Source organism: uncultured Aggregatibacter sp. (genome assembly GCF_901873365.1).
GTDB lineage: Bacteria > Pseudomonadota > Gammaproteobacteria > Enterobacterales > Pasteurellaceae > Aggregatibacter.
Map to the genome: position 1 here is coordinate 38,902 of NZ_CABFLM010000126.1, position 22,027 is coordinate 60,928.

The 22,027-nt window shown below is 43.7% G+C and carries 23 protein-coding genes; 5 read left to right on the forward strand and 18 right to left on the reverse strand.

Features of this window, described 5'->3' with window-relative positions; translation table 11 throughout:
• Positions 1 to 155: 155 nt before the first annotated feature.
• On the forward strand, positions 156 to 1,310 hold the full coding sequence (gene metK / locus QZ106_RS10065) for a methionine adenosyltransferase (RefSeq protein ID WP_295976674.1): 1,155 nt from the start codon (positions 156 to 158) through the stop codon (positions 1,308 to 1,310).
• Between the two features lie 482 nt (positions 1,311 to 1,792).
• On the opposite strand, the gene slyD is transcribed toward metK, so the two are convergent.
• The 8 genes from slyD to thrS all read right to left on the reverse strand — a co-directional run bounded on the left by slyD (position 1,793) and on the right by thrS (position 10,146).
• Complete coding sequence (gene slyD / locus QZ106_RS10070; RefSeq protein ID WP_295976675.1) at positions 1,793 to 2,401, reverse strand: peptidylprolyl isomerase; 609 nt, start codon at positions 2,399 to 2,401, stop codon at positions 1,793 to 1,795.
• 95 nt (positions 2,402 to 2,496) lie between these two features.
• Positions 2,497 to 3,216 carry an SIMPL domain-containing protein gene (locus QZ106_RS10075; protein WP_295976677.1) on the reverse strand — a complete coding sequence of 240 codons (720 nt, stop codon included), beginning with the start codon at positions 3,214 to 3,216 and terminating at the stop codon, positions 2,497 to 2,499.
• Positions 3,217 to 3,273: 57 nt separating this feature from the next.
• Positions 3,274 to 3,711 (reverse strand): ribonuclease E inhibitor RraB, encoded by a 438-nt coding sequence (rraB, locus tag QZ106_RS10080; RefSeq protein ID WP_295976678.1) that lies wholly within the window; start codon positions 3,709 to 3,711, stop codon positions 3,274 to 3,276.
• A gap of 99 nt (positions 3,712 to 3,810) precedes the next feature.
• A complete protein-coding gene (gene mscL / locus QZ106_RS10085; RefSeq protein ID WP_209363578.1) occupies positions 3,811 to 4,197 on the reverse strand; it encodes a large-conductance mechanosensitive channel protein MscL in 387 nt (128 codons plus the stop codon).
• Positions 4,198 to 4,304: 107 nt separating this feature from the next.
• Positions 4,305 to 5,681, reverse strand: coding sequence for a Trk system potassium transporter TrkA (trkA, locus tag QZ106_RS10090; protein ID WP_021616841.1), 1,377 nt, complete (start codon positions 5,679 to 5,681; stop codon positions 4,305 to 4,307).
• Between the two features lie 22 nt (positions 5,682 to 5,703).
• On the reverse strand, positions 5,704 to 7,065 hold the full coding sequence (gene rsmB / locus QZ106_RS10095; RefSeq protein WP_295976679.1) for a 16S rRNA (cytosine(967)-C(5))-methyltransferase RsmB: 1,362 nt from the start codon (positions 7,063 to 7,065) through the stop codon (positions 5,704 to 5,706).
• Positions 7,065 to 8,021 carry a methionyl-tRNA formyltransferase gene (fmt, locus tag QZ106_RS10100; RefSeq protein WP_295976703.1) on the reverse strand — a complete coding sequence of 319 codons (957 nt, stop codon included), beginning with the start codon at positions 8,019 to 8,021 and terminating at the stop codon, positions 7,065 to 7,067. The genes rsmB and fmt overlap by 1 nt, the downstream gene beginning before the upstream one ends.
• 193 nt (positions 8,022 to 8,214) lie before the next feature.
• Positions 8,215 to 10,146 carry a threonine--tRNA ligase gene (thrS, locus tag QZ106_RS10105; RefSeq protein WP_295976680.1) on the reverse strand — a complete coding sequence of 644 codons (1,932 nt, stop codon included), beginning with the start codon at positions 10,144 to 10,146 and terminating at the stop codon, positions 8,215 to 8,217.
• Between the two features lie 237 nt (positions 10,147 to 10,383).
• Here thrS and QZ106_RS10110 point away from each other — a divergent pair, with 237 nt between their 5' ends.
• A complete protein-coding gene (locus QZ106_RS10110) occupies positions 10,384 to 11,271 on the forward strand; it encodes a fructosamine kinase family protein (RefSeq protein ID WP_295976681.1) in 888 nt (295 codons plus the stop codon).
• A gap of 101 nt (positions 11,272 to 11,372) precedes the next feature.
• On the opposite strand, the gene QZ106_RS10115 is transcribed toward QZ106_RS10110, so the two are convergent.
• The 6 genes from QZ106_RS10115 to QZ106_RS10140 all read right to left on the reverse strand — a co-directional run bounded on the left by QZ106_RS10115 (position 11,373) and on the right by QZ106_RS10140 (position 16,503).
• Positions 11,373 to 12,200 carry an OmpA family protein gene (locus QZ106_RS10115; protein ID WP_209363570.1) on the reverse strand — a complete coding sequence of 276 codons (828 nt, stop codon included), beginning with the start codon at positions 12,198 to 12,200 and terminating at the stop codon, positions 11,373 to 11,375.
• 206 nt (positions 12,201 to 12,406) lie between these two features.
• Positions 12,407 to 13,465, reverse strand: coding sequence for a protease SohB (gene sohB / locus QZ106_RS10120; protein WP_295976682.1), 1,059 nt, complete (start codon positions 13,463 to 13,465; stop codon positions 12,407 to 12,409).
• Positions 13,466 to 13,505: 40 nt separating this feature from the next.
• Entirely contained in the window at positions 13,506 to 14,405 is a 900-nt protein-coding gene (rdgC, locus tag QZ106_RS10125) for a recombination-associated protein RdgC (RefSeq protein WP_295976683.1), read from the reverse strand.
• Between the two features lie 84 nt (positions 14,406 to 14,489).
• Positions 14,490 to 15,008, reverse strand: a complete 519-nt coding sequence (gene def, locus QZ106_RS10130; RefSeq protein WP_295976684.1) for a peptide deformylase — start codon at positions 15,006 to 15,008, stop codon at positions 14,490 to 14,492.
• A gap of 121 nt (positions 15,009 to 15,129) precedes the next feature.
• Positions 15,130 to 15,714: a Fe-S biogenesis protein NfuA gene (gene nfuA / locus QZ106_RS10135; protein ID WP_295976685.1), complete on the reverse strand. Its 585-nt coding sequence runs from the start codon at positions 15,712 to 15,714 to the stop codon at positions 15,130 to 15,132.
• A gap of 102 nt (positions 15,715 to 15,816) precedes the next feature.
• On the reverse strand, positions 15,817 to 16,503 hold the full coding sequence (locus QZ106_RS10140) for a phosphoribosyltransferase family protein (RefSeq protein WP_295976686.1): 687 nt from the start codon (positions 16,501 to 16,503) through the stop codon (positions 15,817 to 15,819).
• A 153-nt stretch (positions 16,504 to 16,656) separates the two neighbouring features.
• Between QZ106_RS10140 and QZ106_RS10145 the strand changes: the two genes are divergently transcribed.
• Positions 16,657 to 17,469, forward strand: a complete 813-nt coding sequence (locus QZ106_RS10145) for a Cof-type HAD-IIB family hydrolase (RefSeq protein ID WP_295976687.1) — start codon at positions 16,657 to 16,659, stop codon at positions 17,467 to 17,469.
• Positions 17,470 to 17,614: 145 nt separating this feature from the next.
• Here the strand turns inward: QZ106_RS10145 and raiA are convergent, their stop codons facing one another.
• The 3 genes from raiA to serB all read right to left on the reverse strand — a co-directional run bounded on the left by raiA (position 17,615) and on the right by serB (position 19,570).
• Positions 17,615 to 17,938 carry a ribosome-associated translation inhibitor RaiA gene (gene raiA, locus QZ106_RS10150; RefSeq protein WP_021616828.1) on the reverse strand — a complete coding sequence of 108 codons (324 nt, stop codon included), beginning with the start codon at positions 17,936 to 17,938 and terminating at the stop codon, positions 17,615 to 17,617.
• Positions 17,939 to 18,123: 185 nt separating this feature from the next.
• Positions 18,124 to 18,615 (reverse strand): YajQ family cyclic di-GMP-binding protein, encoded by a 492-nt coding sequence (locus QZ106_RS10155; protein WP_295976689.1) that lies wholly within the window; start codon positions 18,613 to 18,615, stop codon positions 18,124 to 18,126.
• Between the two features lie 10 nt (positions 18,616 to 18,625).
• A complete protein-coding gene (serB, locus tag QZ106_RS10160; protein ID WP_295976690.1) occupies positions 18,626 to 19,570 on the reverse strand; it encodes a phosphoserine phosphatase in 945 nt (314 codons plus the stop codon).
• Positions 19,571 to 19,647: 77 nt separating this feature from the next.
• On the opposite strand from serB, the gene QZ106_RS10165 reads away from it, so the two are divergent.
• Positions 19,648 to 20,325 carry a YtjB family periplasmic protein gene (locus QZ106_RS10165; RefSeq protein WP_295976691.1) on the forward strand — a complete coding sequence of 226 codons (678 nt, stop codon included), beginning with the start codon at positions 19,648 to 19,650 and terminating at the stop codon, positions 20,323 to 20,325.
• 121 nt (positions 20,326 to 20,446) lie between these two features.
• On the opposite strand, the gene tsaD is transcribed toward QZ106_RS10165, so the two are convergent.
• Positions 20,447 to 21,475 (reverse strand): tRNA (adenosine(37)-N6)-threonylcarbamoyltransferase complex transferase subunit TsaD, encoded by a 1,029-nt coding sequence (gene tsaD / locus QZ106_RS10170; RefSeq protein ID WP_295976692.1) that lies wholly within the window; start codon positions 21,473 to 21,475, stop codon positions 20,447 to 20,449.
• Between the two features lie 224 nt (positions 21,476 to 21,699).
• Between tsaD and rpsU the strand changes: the two genes are divergently transcribed.
• Positions 21,700 to 21,915, forward strand: coding sequence for a 30S ribosomal protein S21 (gene rpsU, locus QZ106_RS10175; RefSeq protein WP_005701713.1), 216 nt, complete (start codon positions 21,700 to 21,702; stop codon positions 21,913 to 21,915).
• Positions 21,916 to 22,027 lie beyond the last annotated feature (112 nt).

Here is a 22,027-nt window from a genome sequence, read left to right on the forward strand (position 1 = left end):
GTGCATCAAGATGCACGCTACGCATAAAATCGATAAAAATCCCACCTGAATTACCTTGCGTTTTAGGGCTAAAGGCGTATTATAGCCGTCTAGATGTAAATCCCTCTAAACATCTTTGCGTTTGTTATTACACAGAATTATTTTTGGAGAAGAGTATGAGTCAATATTTATTTACGTCCGAGTCCGTTTCTGAAGGGCATCCGGATAAAATCGCCGATCAAATTTCTGATGCGGTATTAGATGAAATCATTAAACAAGATCCGAAAGCCCGTGTTGCCTGCGAAACCTATGTGAAAACCGGGATGGCATTAGTGGGCGGTGAAATCACCACCTCTGCTTGGGTTGATATTGAAAACTTAGCGCGTGAAGTGATTTGCGACATTGGCTATACCAGCTCTGAAATGGGCTTTGATGGTCGTTCTTGCGCGGTATTAAATGCGATTGGCAAACAATCTGCCGACATCAACCAAGGCGTGGATCGTGAAAGTCCGTTAGACCAAGGTGCAGGCGACCAAGGCATTATGTTTGGTTATGCCACCAATGAAACCGATGTGTTCATGCCGGCCGCTATCACTTATGCGCACCGTTTAATGGAACGCCAAGCACAAGTGCGTAAAAGCGGCAAATTAGATTGGTTGCGCCCGGATGCTAAAAGCCAATTAACCTTTAAATATGAAGATCACAAGATTGTCGGCATTGATGCCGTGGTGCTTTCTACTCAACATGCTGAAACCATCAGCCAAAAAGACTTGCACGAAGGCGTGATGGAAGAAATCATCAAACCGGTATTGCCGGCGCATTGGTTATCCAAAGATACCAAATATTTCATTAACCCAACCGGTCGTTTCGTTATCGGTGGCCCTATGGGTGACTGCGGTTTAACCGGTCGTAAAATTATTGTGGATACTTACGGCGGCGCAGCCCGTCATGGTGGCGGTGCATTCTCCGGTAAAGACCCGTCGAAAGTTGACCGCTCTGCTGCTTATGCTGCCCGTTATGTGGCAAAAAACATCGTTGCAGCAGGCCTTGCCGATCGTTGTGAAATCCAACTTTCCTATGCGATTGGTGTGGCTGAACCGACATCTATCATGATCGAAACTTTCGGCACAGGCAAAGTTGCCAATGAATTGTTGGTCAATTTAGTGCGTGAATTCTTTGATTTACGTCCGTACGGCTTAATCAAAATGTTAGATTTAATCCAACCGATTTATCGCCAAACAGCGGCTTATGGTCACTTTGGTCGTGAACAATTCCCTTGGGAAAAAATCGATCGCGCAGCAGACTTACGTGCTGCGGCAGGATTAAAATAATCCTCCCGTGAAAATAAAATCCTAATGCGCTTTTGCCCGTTAGGATTTTTTTTGAATCGTAGCGTGCAACTTGTTGCACGAAATCGTGAATGCCCGAAAGTGTGAAATAACGTTCTGTGCATGGTTTGGTCGTGCATCAAGATGCACGCTACGCACGAAATCGTGAATGCCCGAAAGGGGTAAATAACGTTCTGTGTGTGGTTTGGTCGTGCAACAAGTTGCACGCTACGCACGAAATCGTGAATGTCCGAAAGAGGGAAATAACGTTCAGTGCGTGGTTTGGTTGTGCAACAAGTTGCACGCTACGCACGAAATTGTGAATTACGCATCGAGATTAATCATTCGTGCAACAAGTTGCACGCTACGGGGGAGGAATCCTTCTGTGAAAATAAAATCCTAACGCGCGTTTGCCCGTTAGGATTTTTTTTAGTGGTGGCGCTCAATCACAATAAAATGAGGTGCCATTCATTTGTTTTTGTTGATTAGTGGTTACATCCACAGCCACAACCATGGCTTTCATGCGCTTCTTCATGGTGCTCATGAGCGTGATCATGATGGTGGTGATGACCGCCACAACCGCAGCCATGGCCTTCTTCATCGCTGTCATGACCGCCGCAGCAACCGCCTTCTTGGTGTAAATGGCCGTGTGCGATTTCTTCCAATGTTGCTTCGCGTGTATCGATGACTTCTACCGTGAAATGTAACTCTTGACCGGCTAACATATGGTTACCATCGACGACAACATCATTGTCACCCACTTCCGTAATGACCACAGGCAACGGTCCCATATCGGTGTCGGCAATAAAGCGCATGCCTACCGCCAGATCATCTACACCAACGAACACGTCTTTCGGCACGCGTTGTACCATGTTTTCGTTGTATTCACCGTAGCCTTCTTCCGGTTTTACACGAACTTCAAATTTGTCACCTACCGATTTGCCTTCTAAGGCATTTTCTAAACCGATCACAAGGTTATTATGACCTTGTAAATATTGTAACGGTTGATTTGCCGGTGCTTCATCCACTAACACACCGTCTTCAGTACGAACTTGATAAGCGATACTTACCACCACATTTTTTGCAACTTTCATTGTTTACCTCATTTGTTGAAAGGAAGATTTCTACGGCAATCTTTACCGTAAAAAACATTGTCATTCTATAAAAAATCGCTTTCGGGAAAAAGAGATTAGTTGAATAACTTAATTTGTGCGCTCACTGTCGCTTTTAATTCCGCCTTACTGTGGCTATCTAAGTTAACTTCATCTGCATTTTCTGAAGCGAATGCGCTCGCTTTAGCCAGTGGCATCATGCGACCTTCAAAATAGGGAAGTTCATTTCGGCTATCCAAATTTAAATTGAGAATTTCATAGCCTTTTGCATTGAGTGAAGTTTGGATTAATTGGGCTTTATGTTGGAATTGCGCTAAAGCACTTTTCATCATTTCATCTTCAAATTTAGCCGTAGCTTCTTTGGACAGTTTTTGCATCACATCGGCAATGGCGAAGGTGTCATTGAGGTCAGAAATCACTTGAGACAGTGCCACAAAATCCTTGCTTTCTAAGACTAAATCGGCACGTTCAGCCCAGCCGGCTTGCTTGCCTTTGTCATCGTAACGCACTTGTGTGTTACGGGCATTTTTCTTAATTTCTACCGCACTTTGTTTTTTAATCACATCTAAGGCGGCATTGACTTTTTCATTGATGGTTTGGTTTAAGGCTTTTAAGCTTTTATTTTCTTCTTTGATGAAAAGTGTCACGGCCATTACGTCATAATCCACTTCTTTGGACACTTCTGTGCCAAAAGAAATAACATTTTTGCTCGTTTCATCGACAGATTGGGGTTCTGCGTGAGCGGTTAACGCAAGGCTTAAAGGCAAGAGTAATAAAGTGAACGATTTTAATTTCATGCGACTCTCCTAAATAACGTGTGGTGGATATAAAGTGCGGTGGATTTTCCGGATGTTTTAATGCTTAATGAATGCTTCTTCGTCATCATCTAAGTCATCTTCATCATCAAAAAACTCGCCATCATCACCGTATTCATCTTCTTCTGCATTCGGATCTTCAAAATAAGTGCCCCAACCGTCATAGTTGCCTTTATATTTTTCTAACAATGGCAATAATTCTTTTTGTTGTGCATCAATGATTTCCGGTTTCAGTTCCACTTCGCTGATAATATCGCAACAGAATACCACGTTGCCATTTTCTTCTTCAAACTCTTCCGCTTCGGACACTTCATAGCCGGCTTTAAACGCCTCCATGGCAATCTTTTCTAATTTATCAAAGTCATGATGAGAAATATGGTGTTCAATAATATACAGCGCATCCGGATCGCTGCCGTCATTTAATAAATCAGTAATAATGTCTCGGGTTTCGGCTTTTAATTCATCTAAATGACTCATAGGGATTCCTTGTTAAAAATGGGATGGGCGAGTGCAAATATGATACAGGAATAAAAAGAAAAATCTTCTCACAAGGAGAAGATTTTGATGTGATGTTTCTTATTTTTTCAATAAATCGCGAATTTCGGTTAATAATTTTTCTTCGCCGGTCAGTTCTTTGACTTTCTCTTCCGGTTTTTTCAGTTTATTTAACGCTTTAATCATCATGAAGATTGCAAATGCGATAATGATGAAATCAAAAACGTTTTGAATAAACACACCGTAATTTAATGTCACTGCCGGGGTTTCTCCCACAGCATCGGCGAGCGTGATTTTAAGATCTTTAAAATCCACACCACCGGTTAAAATACCCAATACCGGCATAAAAACATCTGCCACTAATGAGCTGACAATCTTCCCAAATGCGCCACCGATGATCACACCGACAGCCATATCCACAACATTGCCACGCATGGCAAATTCGCGAAACTCTTTAATAAAACTCATAGAAATCTCCTAATAATTATGAGAATACTCGGGTTCATCTTCCCCGCTTGTTTAAAAAATCGCGCACATTATAGGCAGTTTATGCCGGAAGTACAATTTTTTCTTGTTTAAATAAAGAACGCACTCGGTTGGAATAATTTCTCCACATCAGAAATGTATTTTTTCTCACTTAAATACACGATGACATGATCTCCCTCTTGAATCAGCGTTTGGCTGTTGCCGATAATTACATCATTGTCGCGCAAAATAGCACCGATTAAGGTCCCTGTCGGCAGTTTCAGCGACCCTATTTCACGGCCGATGACATTAGAGGTGTTTTCATCGCCATGAACCACAATTTCTAATGCCTCCGCTAAACCATGGCGTAAAGACACGACGTTTGCCACATCTCCTTTGCGGACGTGACCTAGCAAGGCTGAAATCGTGGCTTGCTGTGGCGAAATGGCAATATCAATGGTACCGCCTTGAATCAAATTGATATAGGCCATACGCTGAATTAATACCATCGCTTTTTTCGCACCAAGACGCTTGGCAAGCAACGCCGACATAATATTCGCTTCATCGTCACTTGAAAGGGAAAGGAACACGTCAATGTTTTCAATATGTTCTTCAAATAATAGGTTTTGATCGGAGGCATCTCCGTGAAATACTAAGGTTTTTGACAATTTTTCTGCCAGCGCAGTTGCCCGTTCGGCATTTCGTTCAATGAGTTTCACCGAGCAATGGGCTTCCAGTTGTTTTGCGACGCCGGCACCGATATTCCCACCACTGACAATCATCACGCGCTTATAGGGTTTTTCGAGGCGTTGCAGTTCACTCATGACCGCTTTAATGTGTACGGTAGCACAAATAAAGGTAACTTCATCGCCGGCTTCAATGATTGTTGAGCCCTGTGGGCGAATGACTTTATCTTGGCGCAAAATCGATACGATACGACAATCAATGTGCGGCAAATGTTCTTTTAGTGTGGAAATGGAATACCCCACCAACGGCCCACCGTAATAGGCTTTCACCACAACCAAACTGATCTTATCTTTCGCAAGATACGCCACCTGTAATGCACCGGGATAGCTAATTAAACGGACAATATCCTGCGTGACCAAATTTTCCGGAGAAATAATGTGATCAATCGGAAAGGCATCGGTAGAAAATAATTTTTCTTTTTCTTTCAAGTACTCACTGTTACGAATACGGGCAATTTTAGTTGGCGTATTAAACAAGGTATAGGCAATTTGGCAGGCAACCATGTTAATTTCGTCAGAACTGGTTACCGCAATTAATAAATCTGCGTCGGGCGCACCGGCATCACGCAAAATTTTAGGCGAAGAGGCGAGGCCTTGCATGACGCGTAAATCATGTTTGTCCTGTAAATGTTCTAAATTCAACGACTCATCGTCAACCAGCGTGATGTCATTATCTTCACTCACTAAATTCGTTGCCAAGGTCGACCCCACTTGTCCGGCGCCTAAAATAATTATCTTCATTTGATTCTCTCCATGGCTAACGTTAGCCCTGACGTTTTACCAATTTCGCATAATAAAAGCCATCGCCACCGTTGACTTGCGGAATAAACTGAAAACCGACCGCACTTTGATTACACGCAAGCACATCAGACGGTAAATCCAACGGGAGCAATTGCGCATCAGGTGTCTTTTGTAAAAAGCGCTCAATTTGCTGCGCATTTTCTTCTGCAAGCACAGAACAGGTTGCATATAACAATACCCCATTCGGTTTCAAATAATGCCACAATGCATCCAAAATCTGCCCTTGCAAAGCGACTAACTGCTCGATATCAGCCTCTTGACGCAACCATTTAATCTCCGGATGACGGCGAATTACTCCGGTGGCAGAACAAGGTGCATCTAATAAAATGCGATCAAAACGCACCGCACTTTTGCCTAATTTGTCTAGCCATGCTTGTGGATTCGCCGCGTCGCCACACACCACAGTCGCCTGCTGTTGCATCCGCGCTAAATTTTCTTTCACCCGTTGTAAACGGTTTTCTTCCACATCCAACGCCATCACATCAGCCTGTGGCGCCAATTCTAAAATATGGGTGGTTTTGCCGCCCGGTGCCGCACAGGCATCTAAAATAACCTCATGATTTTGTGGCTGTAATAATAACGCAGCCCATTGCGCATGAAGATCTTGGACTGTCACACCACCTTCAGCAAACAACGGTAAATGTTGCACGGCTGTCGGCTGAGTTAACCCCAGTGCCTGCGGATGAGACGTCACCTGCGTTTCCATCTGCTGCGCTGCTAATAAAGTGCGGTAAGTTTCCAAGCTGTTTTTTTGTGTATTCACCCGCAACCACATGGGTGGCTTTTGATTATTGGCATCAATGATCTCGCGCCAGTTCGGATGAACCTTTTTCAGTTTATTCACAAACCAATCGGGATGCAGCGTTTGCCAATGTTTATCCACAATCGCAAGAATATCCTCTTGTTCACGCAAAAATCGACGCAGCACCCCATTCACCAAACCACGAAAACTGTCAGATTTTAAGGATTTTGTCGCATTCACCACTTCATCTACCGCAGCATGCGCAGGGATTCGCATATAAAGCAGCTGATATAAACCGACCAATAGCAAACAATGCACAATGCGGATTTTGCCTTTAAGTGGTTTATCCACAAGACGTTTGATGATCTGTTCTAAACGAGGCAAGACGCGACATACACCAAAACAGATTTCTTGCAACAACGGTAAATCTTGCGCTTTTACCGAAGATTGCGCTTCCGGTATCAACGTGGACAAGGATTTCCCTTCATCCAACACTTGCAAAATCACTTTCGCTGCCATCGCTCGTGTCGAAAGTGCGGTGGTTTTTGGAGGTGTTTTTTTAGATGAGTATTGTTTTTCCATTAGGCAAGCACCTTACCCACTTGGAACCAATCAGCCCGTCCGTTTAATAAATCCTGCGCCGACATCGGTTTCTTGCCCGCCGGTTGTAATTGCAATAAATTCAGTACGCCATCCGCTGTTGCGATTTGGATACCCTGTTTATCAGCGGCTAAAATCGTCCCCGGTGTTTTATTCACATGGGGCAACACGGTTGCTTGATACACTTTCAACGTTTGCGGGTTATTCTGTCCATCCATTAATTCCAAATAAGCCATCGGCCAAGGATTAAACGCGCGAATGTTTCGTTCCAACTGCGCTGCCGATAGCTGCCAATTTAACTTGGCTTCTTCTTTGGAAAGTTTGTCAGCGTAATTGCTTTGCGTATCATCTTGTTTTTCCGCGGTGAATTTACCGGTTCCTAAATTATCCAATACATCAATTAACGCCGACGGCGCAAGCTCTGCCAGTTTGTGATAAAGGCTTGTGGACGTTTCTGTCGGCAAAATATCACAATACACTTTGTGCAACATATCGCCCGTGTCCAACCCGGCATCCATCTGCATAATCGTGACACCGGTCTGTGCATCGCCTGCCCAAATTGATCGTTGAATCGGTGCCGCACCACGCCAACGTGGCAACAAAGAACCGTGTACATTTAAGCAACCATAGGTTGGTGCATCTAAAACGGCTTGGGGTAAAATTAAGCCGTAAGCCACCACGACCATGACATCTGCATGCAACGCACACAATTCGGATTGGGCTTCCGGCTTTCGCAGGGATTTCGGTTGATAGACAGGAATCTGATGTTGCTCAGCTAACTGTTTCACAGGGCTGGCTTGTAATTTTTTACCACGCCCGGCAGGTTTATCCGGCTGAGTGTAAACGCCAATAACGTTATGGGAAGAATTGAGCAAAGCGTGTAAATGCTGTGCAGCAAAGTCCGGCGTGCCGGCAAAGATAATATTGAGTGGTTTCATCATGTTCTACGTTATGGTCAGTGTGATTTTACCGTTTGCGGTGCGAATGCTGTGGCGCAGATCTTTTCCTGCAACACGGGGCATACGACAGTGCGTCTTTCTTGAATGTCGATTATTATGCAACAAGGGCAGGCATAAAAAAAGTGCGGTTAATTTTAACCGCACTTTGATGTGGTTGCGTAAATAGCGGAACTTACGCTTCGCCTAATAATTTCAAGTCGCGATTTCTCACTTGTTTTTTCAGAATCTCTAAGAATTCTTCCACCGTGAATGTGCCGAGATCTTGACCTTTACGGGTACGCACCGCCACTTTGCCGGCTTCGATTTCCTTATCACCACAAACCAGCATATAAGGCACGCGGCGTAAGGTGTGTTCGCGGATTTTGAAACCGACTTTTTCGTTGCGTAAATCGGTTTTCACACGTAAACCTGCATCAGATAACTGTTTCGCCACCTTTTGCACATACTCGGATTGAGAGTCAGTGATGTTCATCACGACCGCTTGCGTTGGCGCCAACCATGCCGGGAAGAAACCGGCATATTCTTCGGTAATGATACCGATGAAACGTTCGATAGAACCTAAAATCGCACGGTGAATCATAACAGGCGTACGGCGATCATTATCTTCCGCCACATAAGACGCATTTAAACGACCCGGTAGTGCAAAGTCTAATTGGATAGTCCCGCACTGCCATTCACGGTCTAAGCAGTCGCGTAAAGCAAACTCAATTTTCGGACCGTAGAATGCGCCTTCGCCCTCTTGAATTTCATATTCAAGACCATTGTGTTTTAACGCGTTGGCTAAACCTTGCTCTGCGCGATCCCACATTTCATCCGCACCGATACGTTTTTCCGGACGGGTTGAAAGTTTAACGAAGATATTGGTAAAGCCAAAGGTGCTGTAAATATCGTAAACCATGCGAATACAGCTGGTCACTTCGCTTTCAATTTGGTCTTCAGTACAGAAAATATGGGCGTCATCTTGGGTGAAACCGCGTACACGCATTAAACCATGTAAAGAACCGGAAGGCTCATTACGGTGGCAAGAACCAAATTCCGCCATACGAATTGGTAAATCACGATAAGATTTTAACCCTTGGTTAAAGATTTGAACGTGTCCCGGGCAGTTCATCGGTTTAATCGCATATTCACGGTTTTCTGATTGTGTAGTAAACATCAAATCACCGTAGTTTTGCCAGTGACCGGTTTTTTCCCATAACACGCGGTCCATCATGAACGGACCTTTTACTTCTTGATAATCGTATTCTTTTAATTTAGTACGTACGAAGGTTTCCAATTCACGGAAGATTGTCCAACCATCGTTGTGCCAGAACACCATACCTGGTGCTTCTTCTTGCATATGATATAAATCAAGTGCTTTACCGATTTTACGGTGGTCACGTTTTGCCGCTTCTTCTAGGCGTTGCAAATAGGCATCCAGTTGTTTTTTATCTGCCCAGGCTGTGCCGTAAATCCGTTGCAACATTTTGTTTTTGCTGTCGCCACGCCAGTATGCTCCGGCCACTTTTTGTAATTTGAAATGATGGCAGAAACGCATATTCGGCACATGCGGGCCACGACACATATCAATATATTCTTGGTGATGATAAAGCGCAGGCGTTGCAGTACGTTCGATGTTTTCATCTAGAATCGCCATTTTGTACGGCTCGCCACGTTTTTCAAACGTATCTCTTGCTTCTTGCCAACTGACCGGCGTTTTAATCACGTCATAATTGGTTTTCGCCAACTCCAACATGCGTTTTTCAAGGGCATCAATATCTTCTTGGGTTAAAGAGCGGTCTAAATCCACGTCATAATAGAAACCGTTGTCGATCGTCGGACCGATGGCCATTTTGACATCCGGGAATAATTGTTTAATCGCATGACCGAGTAAGTGCGCCGTGGAGTGACGAATAATTTCCAAACCGTCTTCGTCTTTGGCAGTAATAATTTCTAATGTGCTATCTTCGGTAATCAGATCGCAGGCGTCTTTACGTTCGCCGTTGACACGACCGGCAATGGTCGCTTTGGCAAGACCTGCACCAATACTTTGTGCAACTTCTAATACGGTAACAGGTTTATCGAATTGACGTTGTGAACCGTCAGGTAAAGTAATAACTGGCATAATGCATCCTTATACAGTGGTCACCCATACGCAAGGTGGCTTGTTTTCTTTCATTAAAAAACGTTTTAAAAAAGCACCGCACTTTTATCATCCTTACCATGGACAAGCCAAGTGCGGTACGAAATTCTAGCATATTTTAGAATGACAACCAAATGCTCAAATTTTGACTTATATCACAGTAATTTTCCCTTAATCTTTTACACTGTCCTTATGATTCACCAGCAAAAGGAACAGCGTATGTGGAAGTCGATTTCTCAAGTGTTAGCTGATCAATTCGGGGCGTATTATTCCATCAAAAATAAAACCAAAATTCATACCGGCGAAATGCATGAATCTTGGATCATTGATGATGGCATTCAGCCTGTTTTTGTGAAAATGAATGAAAAGTCCTACCGTTCCATGTTCCGTGCCGAAGCGGATCAGTTAATCATGTTGGCAAAAACCAATACCGTTCGTGTGCCGGAAGTCTATGGCGTCGGTTGTTCTCAAAATCACAGTTTTCTGTTGTTGGAAGGATTAGCAATGCAGCCGAATACGCCACAAAATATGGCGGAATTTGGTGAGCAATTGGCTCGCTTACACCAATATCAAGGTTCTGAAAATTACGGCTTATCTTTTGATACCTGGCTCGGGCCACAATATCAACCGAACGAATGGGGCTCCCATTGGGCGAAATTCTTCAGTGAACAACGCATTGGTTGGCAATTGCAACTCTGCGCGGAAAAAAATCTACATTTCGGGGATAACGAAAAAATCATTAAAGCCGTTGCTACATTATTGGCAAAACATCAGCCAAAACCCTCGCTTTTGCACGGCAACTTGTGGATTGAAAACTGCGCCAACATTGATGGACACACGGTGACTTATGATCCGGCTTGTTATTGGGGCGATCGGGAATGTGATTTGGCTTTTACCGAATTATTCGAGCCGTTCCCACAAGAATTCTATGAAAATTACCACCGCACTTTCCCGTTAGAGGAAGGGTATCAAGCGCGGAAAATCATTTATCAGCTTTATCATCTGCTTAACTTCAGTAGCCGTTTTCATGGCAACTATGTGGCACTGGCCAATAAGCTTGTGCATGATGTGTTACAACGCTGTGAGGTGCTTGAAAGAAAAATTTGAAGAATTAAGAGGAAAGGTAACATTAAGAAAAACGAAAAAGAAAGGGCAGATTAAATTGCCCTTTCTATGGAATGGCTTGATGTCAATATGACAATGCGTACTTAGTACAAGTATGCTGGATCGCGATGTCCGCTTTGAACACCTTTCAATGTTGGCATTGCGCCTGAGGCGGTGTTGAAAGAGGTAATTTCAACGCGACGGTTAGGGTGTAAACAACGAATTAATTCTTGACCTTTTTCACTGTTACACGCCTTCACTTGGTGCGCTTTACCGTAACCGATAGCCGTAATTGGAAGCGCGATACCACGTTCGATTAAACGTGATTTAACACGTTCTGCACGACGTTGGGAAAGATCCAAGTTATAAGATTCAGAGCCTAAACGGTCAGTATAACCAGCGACTCTTACTTCTTTCGCCGGAGATGATCTTAATTGCATTGCCACGTTATCTACTACGGATTTGCCTTGTTCGGTTAAGGTATCTTTGTCGAAGTCAAACAAGAAATCAGCCGTTAAAGAAAATGTGGAGTTGCCGTTACAGCCGTTTGGATACCAGAAGAAGCTTTGGGCATCCATGTTTTTGTCAAATAAGATCTTGTATTGGCAGATTTTATGCTCACCGTTTTCACGATAGTGAAATACATAATCCCATTCACGAACAGCAAATAAGCCTTCGCTAAAATGAGGTACGCCGATGAGGTTATAAATTTGGTCTTTGTTCATACCTCTTTCGATCATACGAACATTATCCCAATTCGGCCATGAACCGAGTTGTGTGCCATCGTGGTTAAACTTAGATTTTTCAATCTTCGGCCACACTAACTCTGTTCCCTCAACAGGTGTCCCTTCTTTGGATACTTTGCTGAGGTTACCGCAACCAACCAACGTCGTGACTGCGATAGCTGAAAGTAAAAAATGTGATAATTTCATTTAATTTACCTTATAGGTTAGTGAAATGATTTATGTGTAAGTTTTGGTTAAAAGCGACTCATATTAACAAACTTTCCTTACCCATGTAAAACAAAAAACGGAAAAATCACAGGGATTTACATAAAATTGACACCCTAAAAATAACAAGTATAACAAAGTCAATAAGTTATTCTTGTTGTCAAGGATCCATGACAACGATCCTTATTTTACATAAGTGTACTTCCATTCTTTTTTAGTAAATTTAATAATAGGTTATCGGCACTTTCTTCCGCTTGTTTACCGATCCTTTGTAATAACGGCTTTTTCACTGTATAGCGAAGCCCCAAAACACGTTTTTCTTTCATTGCCTGTAATAGTACATCATCGCTTGTGAGGATCTCATCCACTAAATTTAACCGTAACGCCTGCTGTCCAAACCAATGTTCTCCCGTTGCCACACGATCCACGTCTAAGTGCGGTCGATGTTGAGCGACAAATTGTTTGAAAAGTTGATGGGTTTCGTCTAATTCTTGTTGGAATTTTTGTTTTCCTTTTTCCGTATTTTCTCCAAATATCGTCACCGTGCGTTTATATTCACCCGCGGTCATGACATCTACATCCACATCATGTTTTTTCAGTAACCGATGAACATTTGGCACCTGTGCCACCACGCCGATTGAACCGATAATCGCAAAGGGCGCCGAAACGATTTTATCGGCAACACAGGCCATCATATAACCGCCACTCGCCGCCACTTTATCCACGGCAACCGTAAGTTTAATGTCATGCTGTTTTAAACGTGCCAACTGTGAGGCAGCTAAGCCATAGCCATGCACCATGCCGCCCGGGCTTTCTAAACATAACAAAACTTCATCGTTAGGCTTCGCAGTTTGAATGATAGCGCTGATTTCCTCTCTTAACGCCATGGTTTCGCTGGCGGCAATATCCCCTTTAAAATGCAACACATAAAGCGTCGGCTTTTGTTCTTCCTCTGTTGCTTCGCCTTTTTTGCGCTGTGCTTTCAGGGCTTTTGCTTTCATTTTTTCTGCTTTCTTCTCGGCTTTTTCCACCGCTTTTAATTCCTCCTCCGAGAGATGAAATTCGCGCAATGCTTTACCGGTTTCTTCAAAGGTTTGGGATAAATCCGTGATCACCAACTCCCCTTGTTGCGTGTGTTTTTTCTGTTTAATTGAGATAACCGTTGTCACCACGGCGGCAATGATCAAAAGCAACGTAATCACTTCTAAAATAAATACGCCATAGCCAATAAAAATCTCTGACCACATTATTTTTTCCTTACATTAACGAGATGAAATTCATATCAAATTATAACCGCGCTTTTTCGCCGCCGAAGTCGTGCAAGAGGTTTTCAGTGAGCTGACTGAGTAAACCAGTCATCAGCACGAAATCGGCATCGAAACGCTGCGCATAATCTTCTTTTAAAATATCGTCATTTTTTTCCCGAACGGCATCGGCAAATTTGAGACGCTTCAAGCTACAGTCTTCGTTTAACATGAAACTGAGGCGGTCTTCCCATTCCAACGCCAGCTTCGTGACATATCGAGAATGGACGAGACTGAGGATGTCTTCGTTATCCAACGCATGTTGTTTGCAACGAATAACCCCATTGTTGACATCGCGCAACTCCGCTTCCTCTAACGGAACCAGCCATTCCGGCACCTGCGTCTGAGCGATCCATTCTTGCATCACAAGTCCGGGTTCATTAGCAAACGTTAACGGTACGACCGGCAAAGATCCTAACGACTTGCGTAACAACGCCAACGTTTCTTCTGCACGTTTGGCGGACGCTGCATCAACATAAATAAGCTGGTTTTCCGCATCAATCCACAAGGCAGTTTGTTGATATTTACTAAACGCGCGCGGCAATAACGTAGCAATCACGTCGTCTTTTAAGGTTTGTTTCTCCACTTTTTTTAACTTGCGGTTTTCCGCCTGTTCAATTTTTTCTACGCGCGCATCCAATTCACGCTTAATGACGTGTGCCGGCAACATTTTTTCTTCTTTTTGGGCAAGCAATAAAATCTGTTTGCCCACGGCAAAATACAGGGATTCGCTGCCTTTCAACGGCGTTGACCAACCAAACTTAAGGATGTCCGATTGTGCGCAAGGCTGATAGCGGTGTTGTTCAAGCTGTGGCGCAAGGGTGTCGAGCGACCAATCTAACGGCTTGGTGATTCGATAAATCAGGGCATTTTTAAACCACATGACAATTGTCCTATTACTGATGACATTGAGGGAGAGGTATAACATGAAAAAAGTGCGGTTAAAAATCACCGCACTTTGGGAACGTTACAATGGTTTTTGCTTTTCTCGCTGTTTTTTCAATTTAACGAGCTTTTCTTTAATCCGTTGGCGTTTGAGCGGAGAAAGATAATCCACAAACAAAATGCCGTTGAGATGATCGATTTCATGTTGAATACAAATCGCCAATAAGCCGTCTGCTTCCAGCGTAAATTCATGACCATTGCGATCAAGCGCTTTAACGGTGACTTTTTCCTTACGAGGAATTAACGCACGAAAGCCCGGAATCGACAAACAACCTTCTTCAATGCCGGTTTCCCCTTCAGACGCCAAAATCTCCGGGTTAATTAACACTAACTGGTTTTGTTTATCGCCCTCAATATCAATAGTGATAATGCGCTGCAAAATATCCACTTGCGGTGCGGCCAAGCCAATGCCTTCTTCCTGATACATGGTGTCGAACATATCATCAATAATATTGCGTGTTTCATCGCTCACGTTCGCAACCGGATCGCAAACCACTTTCAGGTGATCTTCGGGGTAAATTAATACATTAAGTGCAGTCATAATTTCTCTTGTTAAAATGAAATAAACGCCTCATTGTAGCCTTTTTTCATGGAAATTCATACGCATGAAAAAAGAGCCAAGGAATTCGCTTGGCTCATGCTACGGGCTTGATCATGGGATCTTAATAATAAGAATGCTCCCCGCGTTGGTGTTCCGTCACGTCTTTTGCACCTTTTAACTCCTCAGGGAAAAGGCTAACCAATTGTTTTTCTACACCGTCTTTCAAGGTGACATCCACCATGGAGCAACCGTTACAACCGCCGCCGAATTGTAGAATCGCATAGCCGTCATCGGTGATTTCTAATAAGGTGATTTTACCGCCGTGGCTCGCTAATTGCGGGTTGATTTGAGTTTGAATGACGTATTCCACGCGTTCAATTAACGGCGCGTCATCTGCCACTTTGCGCATTTTGGCATTTGGCGCTTTTAAGGTGAGTTGTGCGCCTAATTCTTCCGTCACATAATCAATTTCGGCATCTTCTAAAAACGGTAGGCTAATGTCATCCACAAAGGCGGAAAAGGTGTCGTATTTCATTTCGGTATCGCTTGCTTCCACCGAATTGGGTGGGCAGTAAGACACACCGCACTCGGCACTTGGCGTACCCGGATTGACAACGAAAATACGAATGTTAGTGCCTTCTTCTTGCTGATCTAATAAACGGCGGAAATGGGCTTGTGCTTCCGCTGAAATAGTAATTTGTTGCATAACGCTCCCACAATAAAACCTAATTAAATTTGTCGGATATGATACGCTTCATGTGGTTTTTTTTCCACCTTTTGGTGTAATAAAAATGCCTTATCATGTGTTTTATGTTCGTGCCAATCCCCATACTTGAATATGTGCCACATTGGCTTGGCGCAATAACTTGGCAATTTCGTTTAATGTTGAACCGGTGGTGATCACATCATCAATTAATGCCACATGACGATACGGAAAATGCCGGTGTTTGGCGGAAAGTTGGAAGGCATTTCTCAAGTTTTTTCGCCGATCTTTGGCGCTCAAGCCCCGTTGGGTCGGTGTGCGTTTGGTACGGATGATTAAGTCGTTTTTGACGGGAATGTTGAGCCATTTGCTCAGTTGACGCGCCAATAAATCTGCTTGATTATATCCCCGCTGCCATTGGCGAACATGATGTAACGGCACGGGCAGAATCACCTCAGGCAGCATTAATCCGTGCGTACGACGGGCATTGCGAATAGCTAAATATAATAAACGTGCCAGCGTGCGATCCAGCCAAAATTGCCGTTGAAATTTAAACCGATGAATCAGTGTGGAAAGCGGTTCGTTGTAACGCCCGATAATCACCATGCGATCCCACGCGGGCTCCTGTTGTAAACAGTTGCCACAGTGCAAGGCGTTTTCTGCTAGTTCCGCACCGCAGCAACCGCAATAAGGAAAACGCCGAATGGTTCGGTTACAACGGCTACATAAGCCATGTTTGGCAAGTTTAAGAGGCGCATGGCAATGCACGCAGCTGGATAGAAAAACGTTCATAAAAGCGACCGCACTTAATGAAGAAAATCGGCACATCATAAAGTGCGGTGCTTTTTTTCGGTGTTTTTTTGCCCAACTTTAGGATCCGCCTCGCAAAAATGCTAAAATCCGGCAACATTTCTGCCAAACGTTGAATTTAAAGAAGAGAAAAGCATGACAATCCCGAATTATCGCGACCAAATTAAAGTCGTCTTTTTTGATATCGATGACACATTGTTTATGAAACAACGTGATTTTCTGCCGGCAACGGTGCCTGTGTTTATGCGTAAATTGAAAGAAAACGGCATTATTCCTGCCATTGCCACAGGGCGTACTCGCTGTGCTTTCCCGCATAAATTAAATCAGGTGATTGAGCAGGAAGGCATTGATTTATTTGTGACCATGAACGGGCAAATGGCGAGTTATCATGGGCAAGTCATTGAGAAACATGTGATTCCAACGGAAAAAATTCGCCGTTTGGTGCATTTTTTTGAGCAACATAATATGCCTTATGCGTTTGTCGCGGATCATACGGTGGCGGTTTCGGAGCGGAATTCCGTGGTGCAGTTCGCGATGGATCCGATATTGAAAGATTACATCGTGGATAAAACCTTTTTTGAAACAAATGATGTTGGACAAGTGTTGCCGTTTTATCGCGTGGAACAGGATGAGTTGGTGCGGAATTCAGGCGTATTGGATGGCTTGCGTGTGGTGCGTTGGCATGAAGATTCCGTGGATTTATTTGATGCGGAAGGTTCAAAGGCTCGCGGTATTCAAGCGGTGGTGAAACATTTGGGGCTGCAAATGGATAATGTGATGGCGTTCGGTGATCAATTAAACGATTTGGAAATGTTAAGCACTGTTGGCGTAGGTGTGGCGATGGGCAACGGTCATGAAAAACTCAAAGCGATTGCCGATCATGTGGCGGAACCGCTTGACCAAGACGGCATTTATCGCTTTTTAATGAAGGCGGGTTTGATTGATTAATCACGCCTTTGGGCAATACGCTTTCTGCTTTTTGCACGAATGAAAATATTAACTAAAAACAAACCGCACTTTATCTCATAAAATAAAGTGCGGTGTTTTATTTTTATGTTTTTACAACAACATTTCTGTCTCGTAGAGCTAATGCTTATTCTTTGAACGAATCTTTCAAACGCTCATCGGCACGACGCGCTTCGCTTTTGTGTTGTAACTTATTGAGTTGACGTTCCAGTTTTTCTTCCACGTCGTTAATTGCTTTATACATATCTTCTGCTTCTGCCGTGGCTAAAAGATTGCCGTTCGGCGTGCCGATAGAGGCTTCCACAGAAAAACCTTTTGGGGTTTTATTCAAAATAAAATGAGGATTAATCAACTGAGTTTGCCATTTGTCTAACTTGGCAAGACGCTCTTCAACATGCGCACGGATTGCAGGGGTGATGTCCATTTGTTTGCTGGTGATATTCACTGTCATAGCATTTACCTCTTGTGTAATGAGTCGAACGACTCGGTTTGAATCCTTATCTCTAACATAGTGACCTTGCCTGTGATTTTCAAGCGGAAATGTTTAAAAATATGATCTACGTCTAAAAAGAAGACCGCTCGTTGTGGCGGTCTTATTTTTTTATTGTGAAAGTGCGGTCACCTTTGAAGGCGTTTTTAATCGCGGAAATTATTGAATTGGAATGGTTGCCCCAGTTCGGCGGTTTTAACGAGTTGAATCACGGCTTGTAAATCATCGCGGGATTTACCGGTAACACGGACTTGCTCGCCTTGGATTTGGCTTTGGACTTTGATTTTGGAATCTTTGATAAGCTTGGTGAGCTTTTTCGCCATGTCGGTTTCAATGCCTTGTTTCAGCTTGATTTCTTTGCTGTAGATTTTGCCGCTGTGTTCATAGTCGGCAGGAATATCCAAGGAATTGGATTCGATGTTACGTTTAATGCACGCGTTACGTAAGATGTCGATGAGTTGCTCCACTTGGAAATCCGATTCGCTGCTCACTTTAATGCTTTCGTTTTTTTCGTTAAATTCGATCGCGGCTTGTACATTGCGGAAATCCCAACGGTTAGTCAGTTCACGGTTGGCGTTTTCCACGGCGTTGCGGATTTCGTGTCCGCTGATTTCGGAAACAATGTCGAATGATGGCATGGTTTTCTCCTTATTTCATTTTGTCGTTTGCACTTAAAATACATAAAAGTGCGGTTAAATCGGTAAAATTGACGATAACTTGCGCCAATTGTTGTACTTTGGGTTTGGCGTGATAAGCCACGCCGACATCGGCAACTTGCATCATGGCGAGATCGTTGGCGCCGTCGCCGATGGCAACAGTGTTTTCTTTGGCAATGTGAAATTGTTGTGCCAACTGTTGTAAGGTTTGCGCTTTGTATTGCGCATCCACAATGGCGCCTTGCACCTTGCCGGTAAGTTTGCCGTCAATAATTTCAAATTGATTGGCGGCAATAAAATCTAAGCCGAGTTTTTGTTGTAATACTTCGGCAAAATAGGTAAAACCGCCGGACGCAATGGCTACTTTCCAGCCGTGATTTTTGAGTTCTTTGACCGTTTCCACCAATCCCGGCATCAGCGGTAAATGTTGTTTGACCTCTTGCAAAATGCTTTCTGGTGCGTCTTTTAAGGTCGCTACCCGTTGGCGCAGGCTTTGGCTAAAATCGAGTTCACCACGCATAGCACGTTCCGTAATAGCGGAAACTATCTCACCGGTGCCGGCAAGTTTGGCGATTTCATCGATACATTCAATTTGGATGGCGGTGGAATCCATGTCCATCACCAATAATCCTGCTTGCTTTAAACTGGCGTGAAAGTTTAACGGCGCAATATCCAGTGCTAATTCATGGGCAATGCCAACCCATTCCGCTTTCCAGTTGCCTTTGAGCAACACCACGGTGTTATGCAACACCGTCCATGCGGCAAAACACAAAAAATTTTCACCGCACTTTTGCTGAAAAGCCTGTAACGTTGTGAAGTTTAGCTTATTGGAATAAAGCACAAACGCCTGTGTGGCTTCACAAGGTTGATCGGCAATTAATGAGGCGGGCAATGAGGGAAAATGACGAAGAATATCGGTCAGATTTTGTGTTTGCATAAAAATCCTGTAAATTGTAGCGATTCTCAAAAAAGCGATTTATTCTAGCTTACTTATCCATCTTTGGGGAAAATAACTTGCATTTAGTAAAAGAAAAAATGATGAAATGGGTGATGTTATTCGGCATTATGTTGCTATGTGCCGGCATCATGACGATCATTTTATTTGGTATAAAACAGTTTAAAATCGGCTCACAGCTTTCCAGTGTCAACCAAGTGGCGAACGTGTCCCATTTACTGGCGCGGCAACAAGCCAGTTTGTTCTCAATGTTGTTAGTTAATAATGCCAAAACTGAACAACTGGTGGAAAATTTAGATAACTTCGTCAAAGAGGAATTTGTGTTGGACGCTGCTGTTTATGCCCGTAATGGTGAATTATTGGCGCAAAGCACCAACTCACCGAATCTCCGCAGTTTATTGGGATTGGATAAACCGGAAGAAAAAGACACGGATTCACAACAAATTGTCGAACCGATTTATTCTTCAAACGGCGTAGAAGGTTTTCTGCGTGTGACTTTTGATGCCAAATATGCCCAATCGACAAAAAGCAAAATTAATCAGATGTTTCATCGGCTTTATGGCGAAATCATTATTGTGTTTTTAGTGGGCGTCTTATTTGCCGGCAGCCTGCATTATTTCTTCAGCCAGTATCACCGTAGCCGAGTTCATGTTGCAGAAAAAGCTCCAATGCCAAGCAATAAAGCTACACAGTCTATGAGCAAGCTATTTCATCAGCGCAGAAGACGAGTGCGGTAGAAATTTACAATAGAAACTCACGGCAGAAAATTCAAGCAGAAAGGACGTAAAGAAGAAAGTAAAAGTGCGGTAGAAAATCGGGGGAAATCTCCTCAATTTTCTACCGCACTTTTGTCGAGGGCTAAACAGCAGTTAATTCGGTCATTGCCCAGCGCGGACGCACTTCGATGGCAAGATCTTGTTGCTGCCCTTGTTTTAAACGTAGAAAACCGGCATAGGCAATCATGGCGCCGTTATCGGTACAAAATTGCGGTTGCGGGTAAAACACTTCACCGCCCAATTGCTGCATCAGCTCCGCTAAGGTTTGGCGTAACTGTTTATTGGCGCTCACACCGCCGGCAATCACTAAACGCTTCAAGCCTGTTTGCTTTAACGCACGCTTGCATTTGATGGCGAGCGTATCCACCACCGCCTCTTGGAACGCATAAGCAATATCCGCTTTGCTTTGCTCGGTTAATTCCCCTTCTTCTTTCATGACTTGATGAAGCGTATTGGCAGCAAAAGTTTTTAAGCCGGAAAAGCTGAAATCCAAACTGGGACGATCGGTCATTGGGCGAGGGAATGCAAAACGGTTCGGCGTACCCTTTAACGCTAAACGTGCCAGTGCCGCGCCACCGGGATAATCCAAACCGAGTAATTTTGCCGTTTTGTCAAATGCTTCCCCGGCGGCATCATCAATAGATTCGCCTAATAATTCGTAGCGTCCAACACCATCCACACGCACTAATTGGGTATGTCCGCCGGACACCAACAACGCCACAAAAGGAAAGTGCGGTGGATTTTCTTCCAGCATCGGCGCCAGTAAATGCCCTTCCATGTGATGAACCCCAATGGCAGGGACGTTCCACGCATAGGCTAAAGAACGCGCCACGGTAGAGCCCACTAACAATGCGCCGACTAAACCGGGGCCACTGGTATAAGCGATGCCGTCAATATCTTTGGCGGTGAGATGGGCTTCTTGAAGTGCGGCTTGTAATAAGGGGGCGAGTTTGCGGATATGATCGCGTGAGGCGAGTTCCGGCACCACGCCGCCGTAATCGGCGTGTAGCGCAATTTGGGTATGGAGTTGATTAGCGATCAAACCTTTTTCTTCGTCATAAATGGCAACGCCTGTTTCATCACAGGACGTTTCGATGCCTAAAATTCGCATTTGTATTCTCTGTTTATCTTGGATTTATGCCACAAATTTTACCTTTTTTACTCAGGTTTAACCAGTTTATTAACACGGATTTCAGGAAAAGGCGAATCTTTCCTTTACTTTCATGGTGACTTTGGATTAAAATTGCGACCTTTATTGAATCTGCCGCAACTTGTGGCAACAAATAAAATTTAAATTGCAATTAAATTAATTAAACTCATTGAGGTGATTGGCTTATGCCTGTAATTAAAGTTCGTGAAAATGAATCCTTTGACGTAGCATTACGTCGTTTCAAACGCTCTTGCGAAAAAGCTGGTATCTTAGCAGAAGTTCGTGCTCGTGAATTCTACGAAAAACCAACAACGATTCGTAAACGTGAAAATGCCACCCGCGCAAAACGTCACGCAAAACGCGTTGCTCGTGAAAACGCACGTAATACACGTTTATACTAATAACCGCATTTTAACTCGAGTTATAAAAACCGTGAATCTTCCAAGGCTCACGGTTTTATTTTCTCTTAATCTCATCAGTTAGGCTCATATTTCATTCACAATAAGAGGCAGA

Coding starts and splice junctions, on each gene's coding strand:
- sohB (WP_295976682.1), bottom strand. CDS start 13,465: ATGTGGTCAGAGATTTTTATTGGCTATGGCGTATTTATTTTAGAAGTG.
- rdgC (WP_295976683.1), bottom strand. CDS start 14,405: ATGTGGTTTAAAAATGCCCTGATTTATCGAATCACCAAGCCGTTAGAT.
- QZ106_RS10140 (WP_295976686.1), bottom strand. CDS start 16,503: ATGAACGTTTTTCTATCCAGCTGCGTGCATTGCCATGCGCCTCTTAAA.
- mscL (WP_209363578.1), bottom strand. CDS start 4,197: ATGAGTTTTATTAAAGAGTTTCGCGAATTTGCCATGCGTGGCAATGTT.
- thrS (WP_295976680.1), bottom strand. CDS start 10,146: ATGCCAGTTATTACTTTACCTGACGGTTCACAACGTCAATTCGATAAA.
- trkA (WP_021616841.1), bottom strand. CDS start 5,681: ATGAAGATAATTATTTTAGGCGCCGGACAAGTGGGGTCGACCTTGGCA.
- rraB (WP_295976678.1), bottom strand. CDS start 3,711: ATGAGTCATTTAGATGAATTAAAAGCCGAAACCCGAGACATTATTACT.
- QZ106_RS10145 (WP_295976687.1), top strand. CDS start 16,657: ATGACAATCCCGAATTATCGCGACCAAATTAAAGTCGTCTTTTTTGAT.
- rpsU (WP_005701713.1), top strand. CDS start 21,700: ATGCCTGTAATTAAAGTTCGTGAAAATGAATCCTTTGACGTAGCATTA.
- metK (WP_295976674.1), top strand. CDS start 156: ATGAGTCAATATTTATTTACGTCCGAGTCCGTTTCTGAAGGGCATCCG.
- QZ106_RS10075 (WP_295976677.1), bottom strand. CDS start 3,216: ATGAAATTAAAATCGTTCACTTTATTACTCTTGCCTTTAAGCCTTGCG.
- slyD (WP_295976675.1), bottom strand. CDS start 2,401: ATGAAAGTTGCAAAAAATGTGGTGGTAAGTATCGCTTATCAAGTTCGT.
- QZ106_RS10155 (WP_295976689.1), bottom strand. CDS start 18,615: ATGCCATCATTCGACATTGTTTCCGAAATCAGCGGACACGAAATCCGC.
- tsaD (WP_295976692.1), bottom strand. CDS start 21,475: ATGCGAATTTTAGGCATCGAAACGTCCTGTGATGAAACAGGCGTTGCC.
- raiA (WP_021616828.1), bottom strand. CDS start 17,938: ATGACAGTGAATATCACCAGCAAACAAATGGACATCACCCCTGCAATC.
- fmt (WP_295976703.1), bottom strand. CDS start 8,021: ATGAAACCACTCAATATTATCTTTGCCGGCACGCCGGACTTTGCTGCA.
- def (WP_295976684.1), bottom strand. CDS start 15,008: ATGACTGCACTTAATGTATTAATTTACCCCGAAGATCACCTGAAAGTG.
- serB (WP_295976690.1), bottom strand. CDS start 19,570: ATGCAAACACAAAATCTGACCGATATTCTTCGTCATTTTCCCTCATTG.
- rsmB (WP_295976679.1), bottom strand. CDS start 7,065: ATGGAAAAACAATACTCATCTAAAAAAACACCTCCAAAAACCACCGCA.
- nfuA (WP_295976685.1), bottom strand. CDS start 15,714: ATGCAACAAATTACTATTTCAGCGGAAGCACAAGCCCATTTCCGCCGT.
- QZ106_RS10110 (WP_295976681.1), top strand. CDS start 10,384: ATGTGGAAGTCGATTTCTCAAGTGTTAGCTGATCAATTCGGGGCGTAT.
- QZ106_RS10115 (WP_209363570.1), bottom strand. CDS start 12,200: ATGAAATTATCACATTTTTTACTTTCAGCTATCGCAGTCACGACGTTG.